Here is a 22,763-nt window from a genome sequence, read left to right on the forward strand (position 1 = left end):
GCATAGGACTGCTCATGAATGAGACTATGAGAATGGCTCAATACGCAAATAGTCGCCGGCAAGCTCCATAGAGCTGGGTTCCGTGCGGTGCTCCGCGATGTCTAAGTATCGACCCACTTGCTCAAATCGCAGCGCTCATCGAAGGCCAGCAAAACCTCATGCAGAGCGAAAATCCTCAACCGCCCGTTTCAAAGACGCTCGCCCCATTTCGAAACAAGGTGTTTCGCTCAATTTGGACGGCCACCCAGATTTCCAGCCTCGGTTGGCTAGTGCAAACGGTCGCCATCAGTTGGCTTATGGCAACGATTTCAGCGTCCGACCTTATGGTGGCTCTCGTCCAGGCCGCATCCACACTGCCGGTGTTCTTCCTCTCAGTTTTCGCCGGAGCCATTGCCGACAACTTCAGCCGCCGGTGGGTGATGTTTGCGGGACACTGCCTGATAGCATCGGCGTCGATGACGCTGATGATTTCTGTGGGTCTGGGATTTGTCAGTCCTTGGCTGATTCTCGGGTTAGGTTTCCTGGCCGGCTGCGGCTTTGCCTTGAATGATCCGGCCTGGCACGCTTCGGTCGGCGATATCCTTCACAAACGCGACATTCCGGCCGCAGTGACGCTTATGTCCGTCGGATACAACATTGTGCGCAGCGTTGGTCCGGCCTTAGGGGGCGTGATCCTGGCCGTCTTTGGGCCGCTGGCCGCTTTCGCCTTGGCTGCGGTGAGTGATCTGGCGCCTATAAGCGCGATATGGCGCACCAAATGGGAGGTCCGCTCTTCGCCTCTCCCTCGTGAGAGAATGACGACGGCAATTCATGACGGAGTGCGCTTTACGGCGATGTCTTTGGAGATCAGGGCAGCGACCGCCCGAGCAGCTCTTTTCGGATTGGCAAGCATCTCCATTCTGGCGTTGCTCCCTCTCGTCGTCCGGGATCAGTTGAAGAGTGGGCCAATTGTCTACGGTATCTTATTGGCCGGCTTCGGCATGGGTGCTTTCATCGCGGGCATGGGCAACGGCTTCTTGAGGAAGGTCACGTCTCAAAACAGGCTGGTGGCCTTCGCCTCTGTGGCTTGTGCAGTCTGTTGCCTCTCCCTTGCCCTGACATCGTCGGTTCCTGTGGCGGCCATTTCGCTGGCGCTCGGCGGAGCGGGTTGGCTTATCACCTGGACGGGCATTGACGTGTCGGTGCAGTTGGCAAGCCCAAGGTGGGTTGTAGGCCGCACGCTCTCCATTTACTACGCCTTGAGCGCAGGCGGTATGGCTGCTGGCAGCTGGATCTGGGGTTCTGTCGCGCAAAACTATTCCTTGACCTCAGCATTGGAGGGCGCCGCGGGCGCTCTGTTGCTGGTTGCAGCAGCGGGGATCGTGTTGCCGGTCCGTCCCTGGGAAGAAACGGATCAAGAAAGTTCAGTTTTTCATCCGCCGGACGTGGCTCTCGATCTGAAACCCAGAAGTGGCCCTATCGTGGCCAAGGTCGAGTATTTGATATCGGAGGAAAATATCGAGGCCTTTCTGGGCTACATGCGCACGCGGCGACACGTCCAGAGCCGTGCCGGTGCACGAAACTGGACGCTCCAGCGAAATCTGCAAACACCGTCACTTTGGACGGAGACATTCCGCACCCCCACCTGGATGGACTTTCTCCGCCTAAATCATCGACTCACCGCAGCAGATAAGGAAGTCGGCCAGCATCTCCTGTCACTGCATGAAGGAGAGGTGCCTCCGCAGACAGTGCTTTCGATTGAACGAACGACCGAGGCAATTCGTACCCGTACCTCGACAATCTTTTCTCGTCCTCCAAGATGACGCCATCAAGCTGCTATCCAGGGACAGGGTGGATCACCGGTGCTTTGCAGAGCACAGCCTCACGCCGAGAGCAGCGTGCTCCGAGTTGTGCGATCGAGCGCACCCAGGCGAGATGATGATGAACGCGGCGTCAAGTGGAAGTCCCCTGCATGCGCTTGCGGAGTCTTCTGCGAGAGCCCATGCCGACGAGCGCCAAACAAGGTCTGATGCCTTCGGAGTCGTGGCCTCAACTCATCGATTCGCGAGAAAAGCATCGAATGCAGCAGCAACGGCGCGAACAACAAAGCGGTGCTCCGGCCGCACGCGGATGAAGCCGTTTTCGACGTCCACGATCCCCTCCTCAGCCAGCGTCACCAAACGCTCAACTGAATCGAGAAAACGAGCTGGTTCGATTTCGTGGGCGGCACAGATGGTCGGCACGTCGGCCTCCAAATCGCACATCAGTCGCTCGATGATTGCTGCGCGCACCCGGTCATCGTCGGTCAGCCGGTGGCCCTTTGATGTCGCCAGACGTCCACTTGCGATGTGCCGGGCGTAAGAATCCCGTGTTACTTCGTTCTGAACGTACCCCTCGCCGACTCGGCCAACAGCCGACGCGCCGAAGCCGATCACGGTTTTGCAAGTATCGGCCGAGTATCCCAGCGAATTACGCCGCAGGCGCCCGGTCTTCTGCGCTAGCGCGAGTTCGTCGTCCGGCAGAGCGAAATGATCGAGCCCGATCTCCCGGTAGCCGGCGCCAACCAGTGTCTCGGCGACAGCTGCAGCCTGTTCGGCGCGAACATCGCCGTCCGGTAGACCTGCCTGCTCGATTAGGCGCTGATTCTTTATCACGGAAGGAATATGCGCGTAGCCGAACACCGCAAACCGGTTGGGGCGCATGGCGACCGCAGCCATCGCGGTCTGGATGCAGGACTGCACAGTCTGTTTCGGGAGACCGAAGATGAGATCGAAGTTGATATGGCCAACGCCATGCCGGCGGAGATTTTCGACGGCAGCGGCCGTCTGCACCTTACTCTGGATCCGATTGATCGCCTTTTGCACATCGGGATCAAAGCTCTGCACGCCGATGCTCGCGCGGTTGACACCGGTAGCTGCCAAGGCTTCGGCCATTTCCGGTGTGAACGTTCGGGGATCGACTCCACGGCGATCGCAGCAGTTTTGCTGAAAGCGAAGTGGCGGCGTAGAAATTCCATCAGCGCTAAGTGCTCGGCTGGCCCGATAAGGTGAGGCGTTCCGCCGCCGAAATGCACATCGCTCACCGGCAGCCCTTGCCGCGCTTGCTCCGACACCAAACTGATCTCCTGACGCAGCACCGCCAAATAATTAAGGATCGGGCCGTTGCGACGGGTGACGGCGGTAGGGAAGCCGCAATACCAGCACATGGATCGGCAAAACGGAATGTGGAAATAGAGCGACACCGATTCGTCGGCCGGGAGGCCCCCCAGCCATTCCTCATAATCGTCAGCACCAACCGCCGCAGAGAAGTCTGGCACAGTCGGATAGATGGTATACCAAGGCGGCCGGGGGTCCCGGTACTTTGTCAGGATTGAGGTGTGCAAGGAGCTGTCGTCCCACGTCGCTGATCCATCATTCTTTCGTTGCGCGCTCGTCCTGTCTCTGACCTAAGTCAGTGCGTCCCGCTTTCTCCGCGTTTTCAAGGCGGAGGCGGCGATGTCGCAGTCTCGCTTGGAGAGGACGGTATCAACCGAGCGCGCGTGCCATGGTCCGCCTGAGGTGATGGTGCGGTGCCGCATTCAACGTTTGAGTACGTGACGCCGATGCAGTGTGCTTGAGGCGTCTGCGGAAGAACTTTGCAATGCGAAATTCATGTCCGACGCCAAACGTCGCAACGCACCTGTCAAGCCTCGTTCAGACGCCATCCAGGTCCAGCCAGCGGCCTTCCCTGCCGGCCGAAAAACCATACCGGCTTTAGCCACCGAGACGCTCTAAAGCTGACGTCCGCTCATTTGATGAAAGGAAGGCGCCGCTAGGGGGTGCACAAGGCTCCCCAGCTTGACGTCGCTTCGAGCGATGAGCGGCGGTGTGGCTTGTCGTCAAGCGCCGGGCAGCGTGCCCCCTACCGATATCCCGAAAAGATCGACCAAGATCGCCATCCCGACGCCACACGCGGTCTGGATGAGGCCGACCATGAAAATGCGATTGGCGCGTTCGTAGATGGGGCGGCGCAAGGAACTCATGTCGAGCAGCATGGACAGCGCTCTCATCTGCAGTGCGATGCCGAGCAGGATCGGCACTACGGCGAACAGATCGTAGAGTTGCCATGGCAAGGGGTTCGCCGCCCAATGAGTGAGGAAGCCGAGCGAAAAGGCAAGCAGGATACCCACGGCAGTGATTGTGCCGTTGCGGAAAATGGTCTCGATCAGTTCTTCCTTCGGATCGTGCTCGTCCAAGCGGCTTCCTTTCGTTGCTCTTTCCGTCGAGACTAAGTTCTCGAGAATGCTGTTCATCGCCAATTACTCGAGGCGAGCCCTAGGCAACCGTTTCAGGGTGCGATCCCTTCTCGCTATCGGCCGCGCAATGTACCTGCACGGCGAACTTACAGCGGCGAAAAGGTGCTTCGGCCACCATGCGACACATCGGACGTGGACGCCCTCTGTTCCTGGCGCAGCCCTTGCGGACCGCACGCGCGCAGTAATCCTTCTCGGTAGCGCATGAAGCGGCCTCCGTTGCGGTCAGACGGGAAGCCGTCGCTGTTAAACGAGACTGTCACATATCGAACATGGCGAACCGTGTCGCACATTGCTTTTCGCAGTGACCCTCAAAAAAAGTGATTCCAGCGAGACGAAGGCGCGTCGGCCCAATTTTGGTGTCGGCCGCATCTACGCTTCAGGTTGGCATGTCGCTTGCTGCTCTATTCCGAGGCTGCAGCGGTCTGACCGGAGTGTTTCACATATAAACGATAATGAATCTCCTAGAAGAAAACACTATTCTAAGTACATGTGGCTTTTACGCTGGATAACCTCCCATGTCAAGCGCTTTTACGTCCACAAATTGGAGACAACACGCACAAAATTTAGAGTAAAGCTTGCTCTTACGCCTCTATCCTTTTTATTCCTTCATGGAGATCTAGACATGTACATCAAGATTCGTCTTCTCGGCTTAACTGCTCTGATCGCCGCCTCCGTCGTTCGAGCAGCTGGCGCCGAGCGGGAACCGGCCGAGTACATCAAGATCTGCGACGTCCTCGGCTCGGGGTATTTCTATATTCCCAACACCGAGACCTGCCTGCGCATCGGCGGCTATGTCCGTTATGATATCGGCCTGGGTGATGTCCGATCGTATGACAGCGCAAGAACCTCGGATGTGAGAACTGGCGAGGACCAAGGCACTTGGCGAAACAACACACGCTTCACGTTCAAAACTTGGAGCGGCCAGCAGACCGAGCTCGGCGCGTTGACGACCTATACCGAAACCCACGTGAATTTTGGCAATAGCGCTAACTCGCGTGACAGTCCTCAGAACTATGGTTTCAACAGCGGCCTCGCACTGGCTTCTGCCTGGGTCGAGCTGGGGGGCCTGCGAGTTGGCAAGGACGGGTCGGCCTTCGATACGTTTGTAAGCTACGCTGGCAACGTTCTCGATAGTATGCTCGTTCGGTCGGCCGGCTTCGACACCAACGTGGCTCAGTACTACTTCGACGCCGGCAACGGCATTTCGACCGTGATTTCGCTCGAACAAGGATCGGGCTCAGCCGGTACTATCGACAGCTATATTCCGCACGTTGTCGCCGGCTTGAAATACACGCAAGGCTGGGGCTCGATCACCGGCGTCGCGGCTTATGACAGCAACTACGAAGCTTTGGCCGGCAAGATCCGTGTCGACGTCGCTGTCACAAACCAGCTGTCGCTGTTTGGACTGTTCGGCTACGGTTCCAATGGCAGTCTCAACGAGGACTCAAACGGCGCAATCGCCAATCATGTGCGCGGCTCGTACAAAATCTGGAACGGCCAGTGGGCTTTCTGGGCGGGCGCCACCTACGAGTTTGACGAGAAAACTTCGTTCAACTTTCAGGTCTCGAGTGATCAGCTCAAGAATTCTGGTTTGGCTGCAAACGTCGTCTATATGGTCGTTCCTGGCTTCACGGTCACAGCCGAGGTCGATTACGACCACTACGGCAACTTTGGCGTCGGCCCTGCCGACCCTACCACCGTCAAGGGCACGAGCAAGCCGAACAGCGTCGGCGGCATTCTCCGCTTCCAACGCTCATTTTGAAATCTCTCCAGCCGCGAGCATCTCTGGCAAAGGCACTTGCCTCGACAACGCACGCATAGAGAGCTTCTTTCGCCATCCTTGAAGTCTGCATCGACCGTCCACGGCCCATCGTACCAACTTGAGACTGAAAGGGGTGAGCCCTGTGTAATACAGCCTAGCCCTTGACCTGCCCAATGAACCGGCCAGGGGTGGTCAGTTCAAATTCGGGGCCGTTTAGAGGGCAGTGTGAGGCCGTGTCAGGTAAGTGCCACTGCTATGTCGGGACCGCGACACGCCTGTCGCTGTGATGGCTGGAATTGCCCTTCGCGGCGCCATTCATTCTCTCAACATTTACGTGATAATGCACGCTTAGTCCGATCCGCGTGGCAGCACCCATCCTAGGTCGCTATCGGGTGGCCTTAAACCTGAACAGCTCCATCGTCGCGGCTGCTGCCGAAGCAGGAGCAATCACAGGGACCCGCACTGGTGCTTGTCAGCCGTCTGACCCGCTACTTCGTCTTAGGAAGAGCATTGTCTTTGCCAAAAGCCGGCCAGTATTTCGAGATTGCCAGTGTGGCGCCGGCTGAAGAGAAATGACCATAGTCGAAATACATAAACTCTCCTCTGTCGGAATAGGGGCAGCGTCCTGCGCTGCACAGGAATTTCAGCGGATCGATGAATGTGGCGCCTTTGGTAAATGAGCGCACACGTTCGTTGATGCCGGGGTCCATCGCCATCGGCCAGGACGTATCGTCCAGATTTTGGCGCTTGGCGAAGAACGCAATTTTCCGGACGTCAGTTGGGAACTGCGGAGACTGGCCGATGACAAACACGCGCACGCCCAGGGCACGAAGCGTATCGATTGTTTGCTGAAGACCGTCGAAGCCTCTGACCTCATAGTCACTCCATTTACCGCTGAGGATAACCGTCTTGATGTCCGCTTCCAAGATGATGTCCAAGGCCTTGCGATTGAACCGGACACAATCAAGACGAGCGTAAGAGTAGTAAGAGAGTATCGGCGGGCAGCCGGCGTACGTATATTCCACGATGTTCGCCTGCAACCGATTTATGTTAGCACCCAGGCCGGAAACATAGTGCGCGGCGAAGGAGTCGCCCCACAAAAAAACCGTTGTTGGAAAACCGCGAGTGCGCGTGCAATCCTCCATATTCCAGCTTTCGATCCGGCTGGTGCCCTCGTTGAAACAGATGCCATTCCTCCAGTCCCCGACGGAAATGCGCCGCTGGACATAGTCCGGAAACCGTTGCGGAAAGCCGTTGCCGAGCGCCCCCGCCGCTCCGCCGGCACAAAGAACAACGATCGCGAGCGCTGAAAAGGCAAAGATAGGCCCCGGGGCGGTGAAGGCCCTCTTCTGTCGAAACGGCTGCTCTACAAACTTCCAGGAGAATGCAGCCAATGCGAGGCTTGCTACCAACATCGCACCGGTCATCAAAGGATCGAGTTTTTGGAACGAAAGATAATGCGCGAACGCATTGAGCGGCCAGTGAACAAGATACAAAGAATACGAGATGAGCCCAATCCAGACCAGCGGCCGGACTTCGAGCATGCGGCTGGCGACCGTCGAGGGGGAATTTTGGCCAACATAGATCAGAAGGGCCGTTCCGATGCATGGATACAAGGCGTTGTAGCCTGGGAACGGGTCGCTCTCCGAAAGCGCGAAGAACCCGATGGCGAGAAGGCCAAATCCGGCCAACCCCACCGACTCCATCAGGAATCTGTTGCCCAACGGCGGGGGGCGTTTGAGCATGAGCAGGGCGCCCAACATGAGTTCCCAGATTCGGGTCGGCAGCAGATAGAATCCGGCGGTGGGCGCCAGCGATGTCGCCATCACCGCCATTACGAAGCTGCAGAGAATTATCGGAAGAAGTGTCGTCAGCCAGCGCTTCCCGATGTAGCGATAGATTAGGAACATCAGGATTGGGGCGAAGATGTAGTACTGCTCCTCTACGGAAAGCGACCAGGTGTGCAACAGTGGTCGAAGCGCGGCATCGATCGAGAAGTAACTTGACGTTTTCCAGAAAAAAACGTTCGACCAGAAGGTCGAGGCAGCTATGATGCTAAGACCGAATTCGCGCAGATCCGATGGCAGAAGAATGAACAATGCGGCAATGCAGGTGAGAAGCATCACAAAGACGAGAGCCGGCAGAATGCGCCGGGCACGGCGCCAGTAGAAGTTGACGATCGAAAATTGGCCGCGTTCAAGGTCATCCAAGAGGCTTCCGCTGATCAGGTAGCCGGAGATGACGAAGAAGATATCGACCCCGCTAAAGCCACCCGGGATCGCCGAAATTCCGAAATGAAAGAGTACGACCGGAAGTACAGCAACAGCCCTAAGGCCCGCGATATCGCGCCTATATTGCATCCAGCGGTTCCTTTGATTTTAGATCAGGACGAGATTGGAAGCTTTCAATCTCCGGTAGGAGTGCTGCCAAGATAAGGGCCGGTATCAGCCACCTTTATCCGTCCCGAATGTTCTGTAAGTGGCAACTGGTACAGAAGCACGATCGCCATCGCCGGACTTGACGGCCTGATTGTCGAGCAGATCGCGCGGATCGTTGACCATCACGGCCAGGTTAAATCCTGTCGAACAACCAAGCGGCTGTTTGAAGGATTCTTCATTGGGTAAGGCACCATATGAGGGACAGACCGGCGGACGGGCGTGATAGACAATCGCCTCAATTCGCACTGAGCCGGCGTCGTGTTGATCGAGCAATTGAATGTTGTCTGCTTCGATTGCCAACTGCCTGGCCTGATGGGCTACCCCTGCGCTGAGCTGGGGCGAACCGCTGATGAGGAGGTGGAGGGCATCGAATCGGCCGCGACTGGCCTTGTTTAGGAAATCACGCAAACGCTGCCGTTCGGAAGCGCGCAGGCTTTGCAACGTCAGGAGGGTGGTCTCCTCTCGGACAAGCATTGATGCCGATGGTTCGACATCAACTGGCGTAGTGCTTGTGCAGCCACTTACGCTTGGTGCCAGAGCGACAAAGAGGACTATAAAACGCAACATCATTGGACGACACTATTCGATGATGAAGCCGAGACCGCCCTGGGCGCTTGGCGCGCCCGCACGGATAGCAGCGCGGTCTCGCGGGGGACTTGCCACGGAATTCGTCGGAGCGCCCCCTCCGTTCAAAGCCGGTGCCGCCCGCTCCGTAGGTGCGCTCATCTGGTTTGGGTTGGAGCCTGGTCTTACAATGTAAGGCGTAACTAGAATGACCAGTTCTGACTCCTCTTTTTGAAACGAGGACGAGCGAAAAAGCGGTCCCAGGATCGGCATTTCTCCGAGCCAGGGAAAGGCCCTGACATCATTGTTGACGTTCCGCCTGATTAGACCGCCGATTGCGAAGCTCTGCCCACTGGCGAGTTCGACGACCGTATCGGCTCGGCGCGTGGAAACTGCCGGCACGGAAATTCCGTTGATTTGCACGGCACCTTGCGTCGACAGTTCACTGACTTCGGGCGTTACGTGAATGTTGATTTGATTGTTGCTGAGAACTGTCGGCACAAATTCCAGACTGACGCCGAAGTGACGGAATTCAACCGATACCTGCCTGTTTTCCTGCAGGACAGGAATGGGAAATTCGCCGCCAGCTAGAAAGCTGGCTTTTTCACCCGACATAGCGGTGAGGTTCGGCTCAGCCAGGACGGAAGCTATATGCTCCTTGGCGAGCGCGTCGAGAACCGCGCTGACGTTGACGACACCGTTGTCGAATCCGATTTCTGCTGTACCGCCACCCTGGGTTGAACCAGATCCAGCGCTTGCACCGCTTCCGCTTAGAACGCCCACTTTGAAATTGCCGATTTGACCGAAGGCGGACAGGTTGACGCCAAGTGACTTCATGGCGCTGCGTGAGACTTCGGCTACGCGCACGCTGAGGTTAACTTGCAGGGATCCAGCGACCTTGATGTTGTTGACGACTTGCGCTCCGTCGCCCAGATATTGCTCAGTGACTCTTTTTGCGGTGTCGGCGACCTCTGCGTCGGGCGCCGTCCCGCTAAGGATTGCGCCGCGCGGCGTATAGTTGACGCGGATGGGATAGTCGCCGACCTGCTCCCGCAACATGGCGCGTAAATCCCCGATCGGTTGCGTGACAACGATACGCAATTCGGCGAGAGGCTCGCCGTTGCCGTCCAAGGCGAATAGGCTGGTCCGCCCCGATTTCTTGCCAAAGACGAAGATTGTTTTGCTCGATGGTGCCTGAAAATCCGCGATCGTCGGGTCAGCAACAAAGATGGTCGTGGCTGGCGCGGGCAGATGAACGGTCTCCCCGAGCGAAGAGGAAAGGGTCAGCGTGGCATTGATGCTATTCGAAGCCGCACGCGGCGCGCCTTTGTCCTGCTTGTTTTGCGCCGCGACACCAAGTGGGAAAGTCACAATAAGCGCGCAGAGGAGATGGCCCAGGTAACGGGGCACTGCAGGTCTCGGAACCTTGATGGCGATCGCCCGCCAATTGAGCGCAGGGCAAGGATGTTGAAGGATCAGCAAAATAGATCTTCTTTCGATTCGACAAACTATGCGGATGACGCGTCAGTCAATTCTAGAATGTAGCCAATGCCACGGATGGTCTTGATCCGTGGCGTTGCACCTGATCTGGTCAGATGTCCACGTAAACGATAGATTCCGACTTCAAGCGCGTTGGCAGACACGTCGTCGTTGAACGAATAGAGGTGATCTTCCAACTGCGCACGGGGCACGATGCGGCCTGCCCGGTTAAGCAGATGCTCTAGAATACAGAGTTCGCGACGTGCGATCATCATTGGGTGCCCAGCAACGAAAACCTGCCGGGCGACCGGATCGAAGTTGAGATTGCCAAATACGAGCCTCAGGTCGGTCATCTGTGACGCCCGGCGCAGAATGGCTCTCATTCTGGCGATAAGCTCATCGGTAGAGACGGGTTTGAGCAGAAAGTCGTCCGCACCACCGTTGAAGATCGCAATTCGCTTATCGAGATCGTTAAGGCTGCTCATAATGACGGCAGGAACTGAATGCCCGTGGGTCCTCAACTGCCTCAGCCAACCCAAGCCATCGCCATCTGGCAGAGCCAATTCCAGCAGGAGAATTTCATAGCTGGCGCAAGAAAATGCACTCGAGGCCAGTTCCAGAGTACCAACGACATCAACGACGAAGCCGCCATCCCCGAGCGCAAGTCGCATGGCGCGCGCAAGATCCGCATGATGATCCACGAGCAGCGTTCGCATTTCATCTCCTATCGAAGAGAGACGCGTCACCGGCGGCCATCTGATCGGAGCACACGGCGCGCAACTCGTCGCATCTCTCGGAACAGGTCCGAGTTGGAGGGACATGCAAGTCGCTCGGTGGCAATAGGCGCGGGTGAGGACCAACTGACGGGCTCAAATACGCCGGTCGGCGAACCCACGACGCCAGCAACCCGCGTGCGATTTCTCGTTGCATCATCTCTCCTACGTGCAGCCCCTGCGCTCGCAAGGCAGCGTCGCGGCCCAGAGCCCGATTCCCACAGAGGGTAGGGTTAGCTTTCGAGAAACTGATTGAACAAATCGATTATTTGGATCGAATGCATCCACGGTATGGATGCAGCGCCGCATCTTCAACGACTGCGGCTTCCTGATGGATTGTTGTGTCTGTCGTGCTATGCTATTTTCGCTGTCCTTCAAGGCTGGCGAGTCTGGTGGAACCTGCGCGTCATTGGCTGTGGTAGCTTGATGCTCAAAAATGGAGCGCCCCGCGGAAAGCCGCTCTCAGATTTCCAAAAAGCCTTGCTGGTCCAAAAGAGCACTTCGCGTCTCGACACCAAAATGGGCGAGGAAAACTGACGTCTGACAGGGATGTGTATGCAACAGCCGATTTGCGGCACCAGGAAACGACCGCGTTCAGGCTGGAGATCGACGACCAACGGCTCCTCGATTTCCGCATTCAGGCCACGACGATCGACCGCTTTCCAAGCTCTTCCTGTGCGGGCGGATGCCGGCAAACAGCAGCACAGGGTCAGGGAAACCGCGAGCGGGCCTGCTTGATCGCCATGATCACATTGCCGCTGTTGCGCGTGCGGACCGGAATGCATTCGGTCCAGCCGGTGGCAATTTCGGTCAGCACCATCGTCTGCACGAAGCTCCCCGACCAAGACGTGCCCGAATGCGCTCAACAAAGCCGGGCGGCGGATCTTTCCAATCGCCGAAGGTGCGGGCTTGCACCGAGCGGCGAACTGCCGAACTCATTCCTGCCCGGCGGCGCTGGCCGCCGCGAGCGACGATGCGGACCTCAGCCGCTCCGAAGCCTCCCACAACACGATGAGCGCCTCGCGGACATCGCTGCCGTAACAGCGGCTGCGGCTCTTGCCCGCAGACGGCCTCTGCTCACGACGGTTCATAAGACGGATCGCGCGCGCTTGCGATAATAGCCGATTACCGCCCCGAACTCATTCAGAATGCGCCGCTTGTCAACGCCGCGATAACGCTCCACGATCGCCGCTTCAGTTCCGACCGTGTCGCCATGCTGAGCCGCGCCATACTTCCCCCGAACCGGAATGGCACGACCTGTCCAATGCGGCTCGTTGCCTTCCTTAATTCGCTGACCGGAAAGGTACCGGAAGTCGTCTAACGCATCTTACCCGCTGAAACGGCGGCAACACCTCGACCTCAATCGCAGATCTTAGGAAATAGACGATCGCGTGGGGGCCTGTGAGCATCCGTTCACCGGGTTTCCGTCATCGGCTGAGGCGAATTGCCACCATCGACCGTTATCGGATGGGCCGCGATACGTCGCCGTATCATGATTAGGGGGCGCACCTAGCGGAGCCATAGCTCTCCACCCAGCCATGTTCCCCTCGTTGGAAGATGTCCGGCGGACCAGAGGGGTGCTGTCCCGTCAGCTTTTCCTGAAGAGCGGCCAAGGCAATCCCTACCAATCCATCACCACCTTCCCCGAATTGCCGCTCTTCATCGCCTCGAAACCGTCGAGGTAGTCATCGACCCCGATGCGGTGTGTGATCAGGCCCGATACGTCGAGAGGACCCTGCACCAGCGCGATCATCTTGTACCAGGTCTCGAACATCTCGCGGCCGTAGATGCCCTTGAGATGCAGCATCTTGAAGATGACCTTGTTCCAGTCGATCTCGAAGCCGGTCGGCGCAATGCCCAGAATGGCGATCTTGCCGCCATTGTTCATGGTATCGATCATGTCGCGGAAGGCGGGGGCTGCGCCCGACATTTCGAGGCCGACGTCAAACCCCTCGGTCATGCCGAGCGCCGGCATGACGTCGCGCAGCTTTTCCTTCGAGACGTCGACGACATGCTGGACGCCGAGCTTTTTCGCCAGTGCCAGCCGCACCGGGTTGATGTCAGTGATGACCACTTTGCGCGCACCGACGCATTGGGCGACGAGCGCGCCCATGATGCCGATCGGCCCGGCGCCAGTCACCAGCACGTCCTCGCCGACCAGATCAAAGGACAGTGCGGTGTGGACCGCATTGCCCAAGGGATCGAAGATTGCGGCGATCTCGTCGGGCACATCGTCGGGGATCGGCACGACGTTGTGCTGCGGTATCGCCAGATATTCACCGAAGGCGCCGGGCCGGTTGACGCCGACGCCGAGGGTGTTGCGGCACAGATGCCCCCTGCCCGCCCGGCAATTGCGGCAATGGCCGCAGACGATGTGGCCTTCGCCGGAAACGCGCTGGCCGACCTTGTATTCGGTGACTGCCGCGCCGAAGTCGGCGACCGTGCCGACGAATTCGTGGCCGGTCACCATCGGCACCGGCACGGTCTTCTGCGCCCACTGGTCCCAATTGTAGATGTGGACGTCGGTACCGCAGATCGCGGTCTTCTTGATCTTGATCAGAACGTCGTTCGGGCCGATTTCCGGCACCGGCACTTCTTCCATCCAGATGCCCGGCTCGGCCTTGGCCTTGACCAGCGCCTTCATCATGTTCGACATCAGGATTTCCCTATTCCGTGATTGCGCTTCTGGCGAGATAGCCTGCACAACGGGAAGGTAGGCCACTAACTCGTTTGAACGTCCGGAATGGTCAGCCCCGCCTGCTCGGCCTCGCGGCGCAAATTCTGACGGGGCCTGGGGCCGATCTGCTGGATCACCAATCCGGCTGCCAGTGAGCCAAGGTCGCCGCAGGTCTGCAAGTCACGGCCTTGCGTGTAGCCATGCAGGAAGCCGGCGGCATAGAGATCGCCGGCGCCCGTCGTGTCGATCAGCTCCTTGATGGCGGTCGCCTTGATCACCACGGTCTCGTCGCCGCGCACGATCACCGAGCCTTTTTCCGATCGGGTCACGGCGGCGATGCGGCAATCCTTGCGAATCTGCGCCAGCGCTTCGTCGAACGACGCCGTCTGGTAAAGCGATTTGATCTCGTGGCTGTTGGCAAAGACGATGTCGACGGTACCCGAACGCATCAGCTCGAGGAACTCGTCGCGGTAGCGGTCGACGCAGAACGAATCCGACAGGGTCATCGACACTTCGCGGCCTGCCGCGTGCGCCAGCATCGCCGTCTGGCGGATTGCTTCCTTGGCGCGCGGCGGATCCCACAGATAGCCTTCGAAATAGGTGACCTTGGCGCCAGAGGCCTTGTCCGCCTCGACATCCTCAGGCCCGAGCTCGACGCAGGCGCCGAGATAGGTGTTCATCGAGCGCTCGCCGTCGGGCGTGACGAAGATCATCGAGCGCGCCGTCGGCGGTTCACCCTTGAGCGGCGTGGTGTCGAAGGCGACGCCTTGCGCATGGATGTCGTGGGCGTAGATTTCGCCCAGCGCATCGTTGGAGACCTTGCCGAAGAAGGCGGCGCGGCCGCCAAAGCTGGCGACGCCGGCCGCCGTGTTGCCGGCGCTGCCGCCGGAGGCCTCGATCGCCGGACCCATGCGGCTGTAGAGCAGCTCGGCGCGCCTTGTGTCGATGAGGTTCATCGCTCCCTTGATGATGCCGTTGGTCTCGAGGAATGCCTCGTCGCACTGGGCGATGATGTCGACAATGGCATTACCGATGCAGAGCACGTCATAATCCGCATCAAAATCTCCGCCAAAAACCCGAGCCGGCTTCTTGCCATGCCGGCCGGGCGTGGTCTCGCGAGTTGAAATGGGTTGCCGCATGCGCTTGATCCAGCCGCCCTCACGCAGCTGCCGGTCCTGCTTCACGCAGCAAATCGTCAGCTTTGTCCGTCTTCTCCCAGGTGAACTCAGGCTCTTCACGCCCGAAGTGTCCGTATGTCGCCGTCTTGCGGTATATCGGGCGTAAGAGATCAAGCATCTTGATGATGCCTTTCGGTCGGAGATTGAAAACCTCGAGAACAAGGCGCTCGATCCTTTTTTCCTCGATCCTTGCGGTTCCGAAAGTATTGACCATGACAGAAACCGGACTGGCCACGCCGATCGCGTAGGCAAGCTGAACCTCGCAGACCTCCGCAAGGCCGCTGGCAACGATGTTCTTCGCGACATACCGGGCGGCATAGGCCGCCGAGCGGTCAACCTTGGATGGGTCCTTGCCCGAAAAGGCACCGCCGCCGTGACGCCCGGTCCCACCGTAGGAATCGACGATGATCTTCCGTCCTGTGAGGCCGCAGTCGCCGGCAGGCCCACCGACCACGAACCGCCCTGTTGGGTTGACCAGAAATCTGATCCCCGAAGTATCCAGGTGGGCCGGCAGGACCGGTTTTATGATCTCCTCAATGACGCCTTCGCGTACCGTGGCTTGTGAGACCGCTTCGTCATGCTGCGTCGACAGGACTATGGTATCCAGCGCCACCGGGCGGAGCCCTTCGTAGCGTACGGACACTTGAGATTTCACGTCCGGACGCAGCCAGCCAAGCTGTCCCGCTTTCCGGACCTCGGCCTGTCTTTTCGTCAAATGGTGAGCGAGTTGGATCGGCAGGGGCATCAATGTATCCGTCTCGTTGCATGCGAATCCAAACATGATGCCCTGATCCCCTGCCCCCTGCCCGAGATCCTGCCCTCGTCCTTCATCAACGCCCTGGCTTATGTCGGGCGACTGCTCGGTGAGGGCCAGAACGACGGCGCAACGTCGACCATCAAAGCCAATCGCATCATCGTCGTAGCCAATATCGAGTATCGTATCGCGGGCGACTTGGCTGTAATCGATGTGGGCATGGCTGGTGATCTCGCCAGCCACAACGACCATCCCCGTCTTCACCAACACTTCACAGGCGACGCGCGCCTTCGGATCGGTGCGCAGGACCGCATCGAGAATGGCATCGGAGATGTTGTCTGCCATCTTATCGGGGTGTCCCGCGCCGACGGATTCGGAAGAGAACACGAACTGCCTGGTCATAAAAATGCCCTCGCTTCAAGTGCTGGAGTTAGTGAGGAGTTTCTGGATTGGGGTGGCTTATCGGTCGGGGATGCCGGGAACATCGAACGCAGTGCAGAAGTCGGCAACGTCTCTTCGTACGCTCGCATGAACTTCCTGGTCATCGGGCTGGCGGCAGACCGAGTCGATGAAAGCGGCGATCTGCACCATCTCCGTTTCGCGCATGCCCATGGACGTCACCGCTGGTGTCCCTAAGCGGATGCCGCTTGTCAGCGCCGGATGCCGCCGGTCGCCCGGGACCATATTGAAATTCGCAATGATGCCTGCACGCGATAAGCGCTCCGCATAGGCTTTGCCTGACAGCGGCCGGTCCCGAAGATCAAGGATCAGCATGTGATTGTCAGTGCCCCCGGTGACGAGTTCATAACCTCGCTCCAGAAGCGCCTGGGCCAGAGCCTTGGCGTTGTGGACGATCTGCTGACCGTAGACACGAAAGGACGAGTTCGCTGCTTCCTGCAAAGCGACGGCAAGCGCGGCGATAGTATTCATATGCGGTCCGCCTTGCAGAAGAGGGAACACGGCGCGGTCTATACGTTTGGCCAGATTGTGTTTGCTCTTCGGATGATGGAGGGGCTGATAACGGTCTTCATTCCTTGATAAAATGAAGCCACCCCGGGGACCGCGGATCGACTTGTGAGAGGTGCTGGTGACCACATCGCAATGGGGCACGGGGTTCGGATGCACTCCTGCGACAACCAGGCCGCTGATGTGGGCGATGTCAGCCACCAGATACGAGTTCACCTCCGAAGCAATTTCGGCCATTGCCGCGTAGTCAAAAATACGCGGATAAGCAGTTCCGCCGACCCAAATTAGCTTCGGGCGTTCCCGCTTGGCGGTCTCGCGCAAGTGGTCATAGTCAATTTGCTGTGTCTTTTCGTGCAGCCTGTACGGGACGCGCTGATAATCGCTGCCGGAAAAATTGACGGACCAACCGTGAGTCAGATGGCCGCCTTCGGGTAAAGGCAAGCCCATCACTTTGTCACGGGGGCTCAAAAGCGCGCGATAGACAGCCTGGTTGGCTGGCGAGCCTGAATAAGGCTGGACGTTGGCGTGTTCACTGCCAAATAGCGCTTTCAGGCGCTCGATCGCGAGGGTCTCAAGCTCATCGACGATCTCGTTTCCGGCGTAGTAGCGCGCACCGGGGTATCCCTCGGCATACTTGTTGGTGAAAATCGACCCGGTCGCTTCCAACACCGCCGAGGAGGCAAAGTTCTCGGAGGCGATCAGTTTGAGAGTTGTCCGCTCCTGGCGCTCCTGTCTTAGAAGCAGTTCGCGAACGCGGGAGTCGACGGCGGCTAAGTGAGGCCGCCCGTAAGTGTCGGGCTGCGCGATGGCGCCGCCGGCGGAGTTATCCATGGTAGTCGCGCTCCATTTGGACTGATCTATTTCACGATCAAGCAAGCGGTCCCTTCAACCGCGCGTCTTGTATTGCTTCCAGGCGTTGTAGGTCTCTTTTATGATGACCATCATCGTGGGGCAGGAGATCGACCACCAATTGAGCCAGCCCGCCATCCTTGCCTCCTGCTTGCATATGGTACGAAGACTGCGGACGTTGTTCGTTGCAGCAAAGAAAGTTGGCTCTGACCAGCCGCCGGACGTGGCGTCGAACCTGCTCGCGAGGCAGACTGGTAATATCGGCCAGCTCGCCGACGGTTAGATCCGCATGCGCGCAAAGGCCCAGGATTCGAAGGCGATCAAGATGCGCTGCCGTCCTTACGCGATTTACCAGTGTCAACATTGGTTGGCATCAACCCGGACGGGATGCAGCAAGCCGCTAGCCCTTCTATCCCCATCAATCCGCATGAGATCTCTTCTTGTCATTTGCTGTAAATCCGCTGGTATGGATGCTAATGGAAGATGGATCACAGTCCTTTCTACGACTAAGACGCCAGATATTGGGGCTAATGTACCACCTGACAGGAGACTACGCTCACGAACATTATGTGAATTTTTTTTAACGTTGCTGAGAATCAAGGGTGAGGTTTGGCGAATGTCTCGCCGTCGACTGTCGAATCCTGCCCGACGGGATTATGGGGTGCGTAGCCTGCTTGTCCTTTCCACATGACCAGCGACGATGGGGCGAAGGCGGCAGACATAGCTCTGGAGCATGCTGCGGTGTCTTTGGCCTGAAGCCGAGGAAGGCGGACCGTGGCTTCCGCGCCGCTGCCGGGAGCCCCCGAACAGGCCAAGTGGATCAGCCGGGTGTTGCCGTCATAGAGCGTGAGACCCAAAGCTGGCCAGCCGCGCCCTGAGGCTGACGCACCGCTCAGCGTCCACCTTGCTCTCGAAGCCCATCGGCATAGCGCCGATAACGACTTGACCGCGTGCGTGTCGACGAGCGATCGGTGAGCGCAAGGATCGAGGGTGCAGTGCAGGATAATGCTGTTTTAGCGCTGTTTTCAGCCGACTGCCTTGAGCGTGGGCACAAGGATATAGGCCGCAGGAGATCATCGTCTGGCTGTTCGGGAGGCCGCCCTGGGCGCGCGACAGCCGTTCCTTCGGCTGCGCCAGCTCCGCCACCATCCGCGCCGTGCCTTCCGGAGACCATTCCCGCTGCCGGCCGGCGCCCGTGAAAACCTCGACCCGGCGCACCGGCTCGAGATGGCTGGGCTCAGCGTAACTCTGAAGTCGTCATATACCGAAGCCTTCACAGACTTCGGACATCTCCCTCACAGTCCGATCAAGATGGCGTCAGGAACACCGCTTGCGTTGATGCGGATGAACCCCTGCTTGTGCCACAATGACCCTTATCTCAGCGCGCGAGCCAAAGCTTCCGCGCAAGGCGACGGCTAGGATAAGGCAATGCCGACGAAGGGCACATTGCTTGCCACACTCTGGAATGATGGCATGCTCGGAAGGCCTAGGTTTTGCTCAGGGCCGCCTGCAAGGCGCGCTTGGAGGTTATTCACATAGCCTTCTGCGTAGTCCTTCGCCGTCGAGACCGAAAGATCAATGCCTGCCGCCAAGGCCTCTTCCATCAGGTGCTTTACGAGCCCATTTCGAATGGCCAGCTTGACCTCGGGGCCTGCGATAAGGCCGATCGCCTGCGCGGCCATATTGAGGCCAGCTTCCTCCAGCGCTCGCTTCATATCGCCTCCGTTAATGGCCGTACGCAGGAGATTGGCTGCTTGCGACTCAGCCTCGAGAACCATCGAGGCAAGATCGGCTACTTGTCCGAGGCCCGGAATGAAGCTGAGCAGTCCCACCGCCGTTGCCGCCAAGTCGAGCACTTTCGTCTCGATTTTGAGCACGGAGTCGACGACGTGCATGACGGCCCCGCCGTTCTTTTTGGCTGACTTAATGTCAGGCTGGTCCATCAGGCCCATCTTCATGTCCGCGACGGCATTCTGCTCTTCTGCGGTTTGGGCGCCGTGGGTGATTGGCTGCTGAACGTTGCGGTTCGCAGACGACATGTTTGTGCAAAAATGGGCAAAGTCTTTTTTGCTGATATTGCCGGAATCAACCGTATGCCCGCCGCCAAAGTCGAAGAATTTATGATGGGTCTTATAGCCCGTGATCGAATTGTTCAGGAGGCCAAACAAAAGAGGATCTGAAAGGAGCTGAGAGGCTGCTTCCCGCACTTTCGGATCAAGGCTCTTGTCGTCTTTCATTTTCGCCAGTTTGTCGCGAGTCAGAACACCGCTTCCAAAGAACGTGTCCTGATGGTCCTTGATCATCTCGACCGTATTCAGCTCAGTTTGCGTGAGGCTCATCGACGATGAGGCCACTTGCAGGAAATCCTCTTTGTGCATCTTCCCTTTCGAGCCACCGCACAACTGGTTCCAAGCATCGGGGTGATCGAGGAAATATTGCGCCGCCGCAATGACCTGGGGCGGAAATTTGCCGTTTTTCGATTCGCCGCCGACCATTTTCTTGAACTCATCCAGACTCAGGTCCTTGGACAGATTTTCGGAGTACCGGTAAAACTCCCGCAAGGCATCGCTCAAGGTCATGACCGAAGGCTGCAAACCTCCGCTGCCGTCGGATGGTATGTAGTTCTGCTCGTAGCTTTGCGCTTGGGCTTCCTGAAATGCAGCAACTTGTGGGTGGTGGTTTGAAAATCCGGCCAAGTCCTTGGCGTTGATCTTGCCTCCACAGCGGCCGTCGCCCTGCGAGCCAATCGCATAAAAAAGTCCCGAATCCTGCTGCAGTCCCTTGATCGCCGCTTTCAGATCCGGTGGCGTAGAGGGATCATTGGCTTTCTCGGTCAACGACTTCCAACTAAGCGGGCATTGGTCCTTGTGACGGTTGAGTACCGCAACAATCTGCAACTCAGCCGTGGTCAGCGACCCACCGTTCCACGTGATTCCGGGGCTCGGCCTGGGAGCCGGCTCGATCTTCGGGGTGACGCGGAGCAGATGTTGGGCTTCAGTCGCCTTGGAGCGTTGCGATTGGTCCTCCTTGAGAGCCGCCCTCATATGTGGCGGCAGCAGATCCAGTGGGTGTTGCTCCAAGCCCTTCAATGTCGATTCGACATCCGGTGCCAGATGGCCCAAAGGGTCCTGCCGCAATTTATCCATTGTCGAATCAAGATTCGACGTTGGCAGATCCCCTTGCGCGAAAGAGCCGGGCTTGTTTGCCAGCACACAAGTGGACAGCATCGCTTCGAAGCACGATGCACTTTGCTGATGCTGGGTCGCAAAATGGGAAACTTTCAGGCCCGGCCAACCCCTTGCGGACTGTAGCGAATTTGAGCGGTAGAAAGTTGAAAGATTGCTGGCCGACATTGTGCATCCTCAGACGTGACGTTGAAATCCCCACAAGAGACCCCGACAGAAGATCCCTTGCGTTTCACAAAATTCGACAATTCCAAGCGTCGGCAGGTCACGAATGCGCCTGCCCTGCCTTCAATTGCTGTGTTCCGGGCCGGCTCCAAGGTTCGGTCCAACACAATGGCCGGAGTCACCGCGAGAGCTGCCGGGACTCATCATGAGCGGATTAGCTTTCGAGAAACTGACGAGTTTGCGAAGAGTTCACAAAGGGGTAGCCGCAGTCATGTTCTTCAGAGCTGCGGCAAATCCTCAATGTTCATTTCTTGCCCAGCTCAGGCTTCCCGCCAACGCTATCCTGTTGTGGGATGTCAGAAGAATAAGAAGCATCCGGTCGTCCGTCGCGAACGACCGTAGTGGAGGAGCCGCGAAACAAGATCAGCACTGATTCCTTTGGCGTGGCCGCTATGTGAGTCTGCGCCTGCGCCTCCGCCACCAAGCCGTTAAAGGTCTGCTCCACGAGTGCGACGAAGCGCGGTGGACCGGAAACGAAGACGAGGCCATTGCCTGGCACGGGTTTGACTACATAGCGCTCGTCGGAGATATCAAGCTTGTCGAGAGCCCCCTTGAACGCATCGAAGCGAATCGACGTCATCAAAAGCATTCGAGTTTGCGATTCTTGTGCAGCAGACACATAGAGCACAAGGCCGTCATAGTACCATTGGAGACCGTAAAGGTTCGTCAAGCGGTCGAGGAACGCGCGCGGTGGCAAATCAGGCATACGTCCGCGAATTCGCCCCTTCACCGCAGGACTGATGTTGACCCTGATATTCAGGTTGTTGCCGAATTCCTGCAACGCTGCAGCGAGTTCCTGATCCAGAACCGTGTATCTATAGGGTGTCGCCGGAAGGGACAGCGGGACTGCGTGCGCCGGGTGAATCCCGGTGGACAGAAAAAACCCGGCACAGAGAAGTCTCAAAACATGCAGGGTGACGGGTTGGATAAGCGTTCTCGGCATGTCGCACTGATAAACCAAACGCTGAAATCATCACAAGTGACTAAATTGCCGAAGAGATTTTAGATGTCGAAATGACGCCGCCGTTAGTCAGCTTGTTGTCAGCTTGCCCCCCTAGGAGTGTTGCGCCGACACCGGGTGATGAATGGGCGGGGCTCGCCCGGTCAGAGAGAGCAACCGAGTCCTTACATGATGATGCCTGTCACGTCGATCTCTGCCACTCTAACGGCTGGCCTCCCCAGGGTCGGATCACCGTCGATTGTCGAGCAGGCCCAGTTTGAGCGCGCCTTAGGGCATGCAGCCGACTCGCTGAAAAACGATGCCGCCGCGGGGCCAGCGAGTGCGGCGCCAGTTGCTGCGGCGATGGATGTTCAGCGCGCGGCTGCGCCGACGAGCGGCATGGGCGATCGCGTGTTGCAGACGATTTCCTCCCTATATCCACACAACACTGTTTCCTTCCCCGCGCTCGACCATGACATAGCCCTTTCGAAGGGCGCTCTACCGGGACCGGCGCAGAAGCTTCCCGTCGCAGGTGAGGCGGGAACCGGAATCTCGGGCATTCCTCAACAAGGGCAAGACTTCGAAACGATGATGGCTGGTCTTCGGGATGTTTACAACGGCGTCACCCAGGTGGCGCTTATCTCCAAAGGCGTCAGCGGCATCACATCATCCGTGAATAAACTTTTGAAGGAAGGCTGAA

General features: G+C 58.1%; 16 protein-coding genes and 1 pseudogene. 4 read left to right on the forward strand and 13 right to left on the reverse strand.

What is annotated here, in order from left to right:
- The first annotated feature begins 158 nt into the window (after positions 1-158).
- Positions 159-1,802: an MFS transporter gene (locus EN846_RS28835; RefSeq protein WP_029354881.1), complete on the forward strand. Its 1,644-nt coding sequence runs from the start codon at positions 159-161 to the stop codon at positions 1,800-1,802.
- Positions 1,803-2,033: 231 nt separating this feature from the next.
- Here the strand turns inward: EN846_RS28835 and hemN are convergent.
- Positions 2,034-3,361 (reverse strand): annotated as a pseudogene (hemN, locus tag EN846_RS28840) (oxygen-independent coproporphyrinogen III oxidase).
- Between the two features lie 495 nt (positions 3,362-3,856).
- The gene (locus EN846_RS28845; protein WP_091595902.1) at positions 3,857-4,213 is read right to left on the reverse strand and encodes a hypothetical protein; all 357 of its coding nucleotides are present in this window, start codon (positions 4,211-4,213) and stop codon (positions 3,857-3,859) included.
- A gap of 682 nt (positions 4,214-4,895) precedes the next feature.
- Between EN846_RS28845 and EN846_RS28850 the strand changes: the two genes are divergently transcribed.
- Positions 4,896-6,035, forward strand: a complete 1,140-nt coding sequence (locus tag EN846_RS28850) for a porin (protein WP_095521259.1) — start codon at positions 4,896-4,898, stop codon at positions 6,033-6,035.
- 488 nt (positions 6,036-6,523) lie between these two features.
- Here the strand turns inward: EN846_RS28850 and EN846_RS28855 are convergent, their stop codons facing one another.
- The 4 genes from EN846_RS28855 to EN846_RS28870 form a co-directional block, all read right to left on the reverse strand.
- Positions 6,524-8,395: an acyltransferase family protein gene (locus tag EN846_RS28855; RefSeq protein WP_091595825.1), complete on the reverse strand. Its 1,872-nt coding sequence runs from the start codon at positions 8,393-8,395 to the stop codon at positions 6,524-6,526.
- 84 nt (positions 8,396-8,479) lie between these two features.
- Positions 8,480-9,043 carry a CpaD family pilus assembly lipoprotein gene (locus EN846_RS28860; protein ID WP_029354878.1) on the reverse strand — a complete coding sequence of 188 codons (564 nt, stop codon included), beginning with the start codon at positions 9,041-9,043 and terminating at the stop codon, positions 8,480-8,482.
- Positions 9,044-9,052: 9 nt separating this feature from the next.
- A complete protein-coding gene (locus EN846_RS28865; RefSeq protein ID WP_051695798.1) occupies positions 9,053-10,474 on the reverse strand; it encodes a type II and III secretion system protein family protein in 1,422 nt (473 codons plus the stop codon).
- A 71-nt stretch (positions 10,475-10,545) separates the two neighbouring features.
- On the reverse strand, positions 10,546-11,232 hold the full coding sequence (locus tag EN846_RS28870) for a response regulator transcription factor (RefSeq protein WP_029354874.1): 687 nt from the start codon (positions 11,230-11,232) through the stop codon (positions 10,546-10,548).
- Positions 11,233-11,541: 309 nt separating this feature from the next.
- Here EN846_RS28870 and EN846_RS28875 point away from each other — a divergent pair, with 309 nt between their 5' ends.
- Complete coding sequence (locus EN846_RS28875) at positions 11,542-11,826, forward strand: hypothetical protein (protein WP_126089914.1); 285 nt, start codon at positions 11,542-11,544, stop codon at positions 11,824-11,826.
- A gap of 1,084 nt (positions 11,827-12,910) precedes the next feature.
- Here EN846_RS28875 and tdh read toward each other — a convergent pair.
- The 7 genes from tdh to EN846_RS28920 all read right to left on the reverse strand — a co-directional run bounded on the left by tdh (position 12,911) and on the right by EN846_RS28920 (position 22,066).
- Positions 12,911-13,945, reverse strand: coding sequence for an L-threonine 3-dehydrogenase (gene tdh, locus EN846_RS28885; RefSeq protein WP_127282948.1), 1,035 nt, complete (start codon positions 13,943-13,945; stop codon positions 12,911-12,913).
- Positions 13,946-14,010: 65 nt separating this feature from the next.
- Complete coding sequence (locus EN846_RS28890; RefSeq protein WP_236370636.1) at positions 14,011-15,150, reverse strand: adenosine kinase; 1,140 nt, start codon at positions 15,148-15,150, stop codon at positions 14,011-14,013.
- A complete protein-coding gene (gene metK / locus EN846_RS28895) occupies positions 15,125-16,300 on the reverse strand; it encodes a methionine adenosyltransferase (protein WP_063169265.1) in 1,176 nt (391 codons plus the stop codon). The genes EN846_RS28890 and metK overlap by 26 nt, the downstream gene beginning before the upstream one ends.
- A gap of 57 nt (positions 16,301-16,357) precedes the next feature.
- On the reverse strand, positions 16,358-17,695 hold the full coding sequence (gene glyA, locus EN846_RS28900; RefSeq protein WP_091595829.1) for a serine hydroxymethyltransferase: 1,338 nt from the start codon (positions 17,693-17,695) through the stop codon (positions 16,358-16,360).
- A gap of 37 nt (positions 17,696-17,732) precedes the next feature.
- Positions 17,733-18,077, reverse strand: coding sequence for a helix-turn-helix domain-containing protein (locus EN846_RS36555; RefSeq protein ID WP_127282368.1), 345 nt, complete (start codon positions 18,075-18,077; stop codon positions 17,733-17,735).
- Between the two features lie 1,051 nt (positions 18,078-19,128).
- On the reverse strand, positions 19,129-20,940 hold the full coding sequence (locus EN846_RS28915) for an HrpF/NolX family T3SS translocon protein (RefSeq protein WP_245518754.1): 1,812 nt from the start codon (positions 20,938-20,940) through the stop codon (positions 19,129-19,131).
- A gap of 427 nt (positions 20,941-21,367) precedes the next feature.
- Positions 21,368-22,066 carry a secretin N-terminal domain-containing protein gene (locus tag EN846_RS28920; protein ID WP_091595837.1) on the reverse strand — a complete coding sequence of 233 codons (699 nt, stop codon included), beginning with the start codon at positions 22,064-22,066 and terminating at the stop codon, positions 21,368-21,370.
- Between the two features lie 186 nt (positions 22,067-22,252).
- On the opposite strand from EN846_RS28920, the gene EN846_RS28925 reads away from it, so the two are divergent.
- Positions 22,253-22,762 (forward strand): nodulation protein NolB, encoded by a 510-nt coding sequence (locus tag EN846_RS28925; RefSeq protein ID WP_095521281.1) that lies wholly within the window; start codon positions 22,253-22,255, stop codon positions 22,760-22,762.
- The last annotated feature ends 1 nt before the right edge of the window (position 22,763 follow it).

The organism is Mesorhizobium sp. M4B.F.Ca.ET.203.01.1.1 (assembly GCF_004791025.1).
Classification (GTDB): domain Bacteria; phylum Pseudomonadota; class Alphaproteobacteria; order Rhizobiales; family Rhizobiaceae; genus Mesorhizobium; species Mesorhizobium abyssinicae.

Bases quoted from the DNA above. Each gene is read 5' to 3' on its own strand.
- tdh (WP_127282948.1), bottom strand. From the start codon at position 13,945: ATGTCGAACATGATGAAGGCGCTGGTCAAGGCCAAGGCCGAGCCGGGC.
- EN846_RS28870 (WP_029354874.1), bottom strand. From the start codon at position 11,232: ATGCGAACGCTGCTCGTGGATCATCATGCGGATCTTGCGCGCGCCATG.
- EN846_RS28855 (WP_091595825.1), bottom strand. From the start codon at position 8,395: ATGCAATATAGGCGCGATATCGCGGGCCTTAGGGCTGTTGCTGTACTT.
- EN846_RS28925 (WP_095521281.1), top strand. From the start codon at position 22,253: ATGATGATGCCTGTCACGTCGATCTCTGCCACTCTAACGGCTGGCCTC.
- metK (WP_063169265.1), bottom strand. From the start codon at position 16,300: ATGACCAGGCAGTTCGTGTTCTCTTCCGAATCCGTCGGCGCGGGACAC.
- EN846_RS28915 (WP_245518754.1), bottom strand. From the start codon at position 20,940: ATGCTGTCCACTTGTGTGCTGGCAAACAAGCCCGGCTCTTTCGCGCAA.
- glyA (WP_091595829.1), bottom strand. From the start codon at position 17,695: ATGGATAACTCCGCCGGCGGCGCCATCGCGCAGCCCGACACTTACGGG.
- EN846_RS36555 (WP_127282368.1), bottom strand. From the start codon at position 18,077: ATGTTGACACTGGTAAATCGCGTAAGGACGGCAGCGCATCTTGATCGC.
- EN846_RS28835 (WP_029354881.1), top strand. From the start codon at position 159: ATGCAGAGCGAAAATCCTCAACCGCCCGTTTCAAAGACGCTCGCCCCA.
- EN846_RS28860 (WP_029354878.1), bottom strand. From the start codon at position 9,043: ATGATGTTGCGTTTTATAGTCCTCTTTGTCGCTCTGGCACCAAGCGTA.
- EN846_RS28920 (WP_091595837.1), bottom strand. From the start codon at position 22,066: ATGCCGAGAACGCTTATCCAACCCGTCACCCTGCATGTTTTGAGACTT.
- EN846_RS28850 (WP_095521259.1), top strand. From the start codon at position 4,896: ATGTACATCAAGATTCGTCTTCTCGGCTTAACTGCTCTGATCGCCGCC.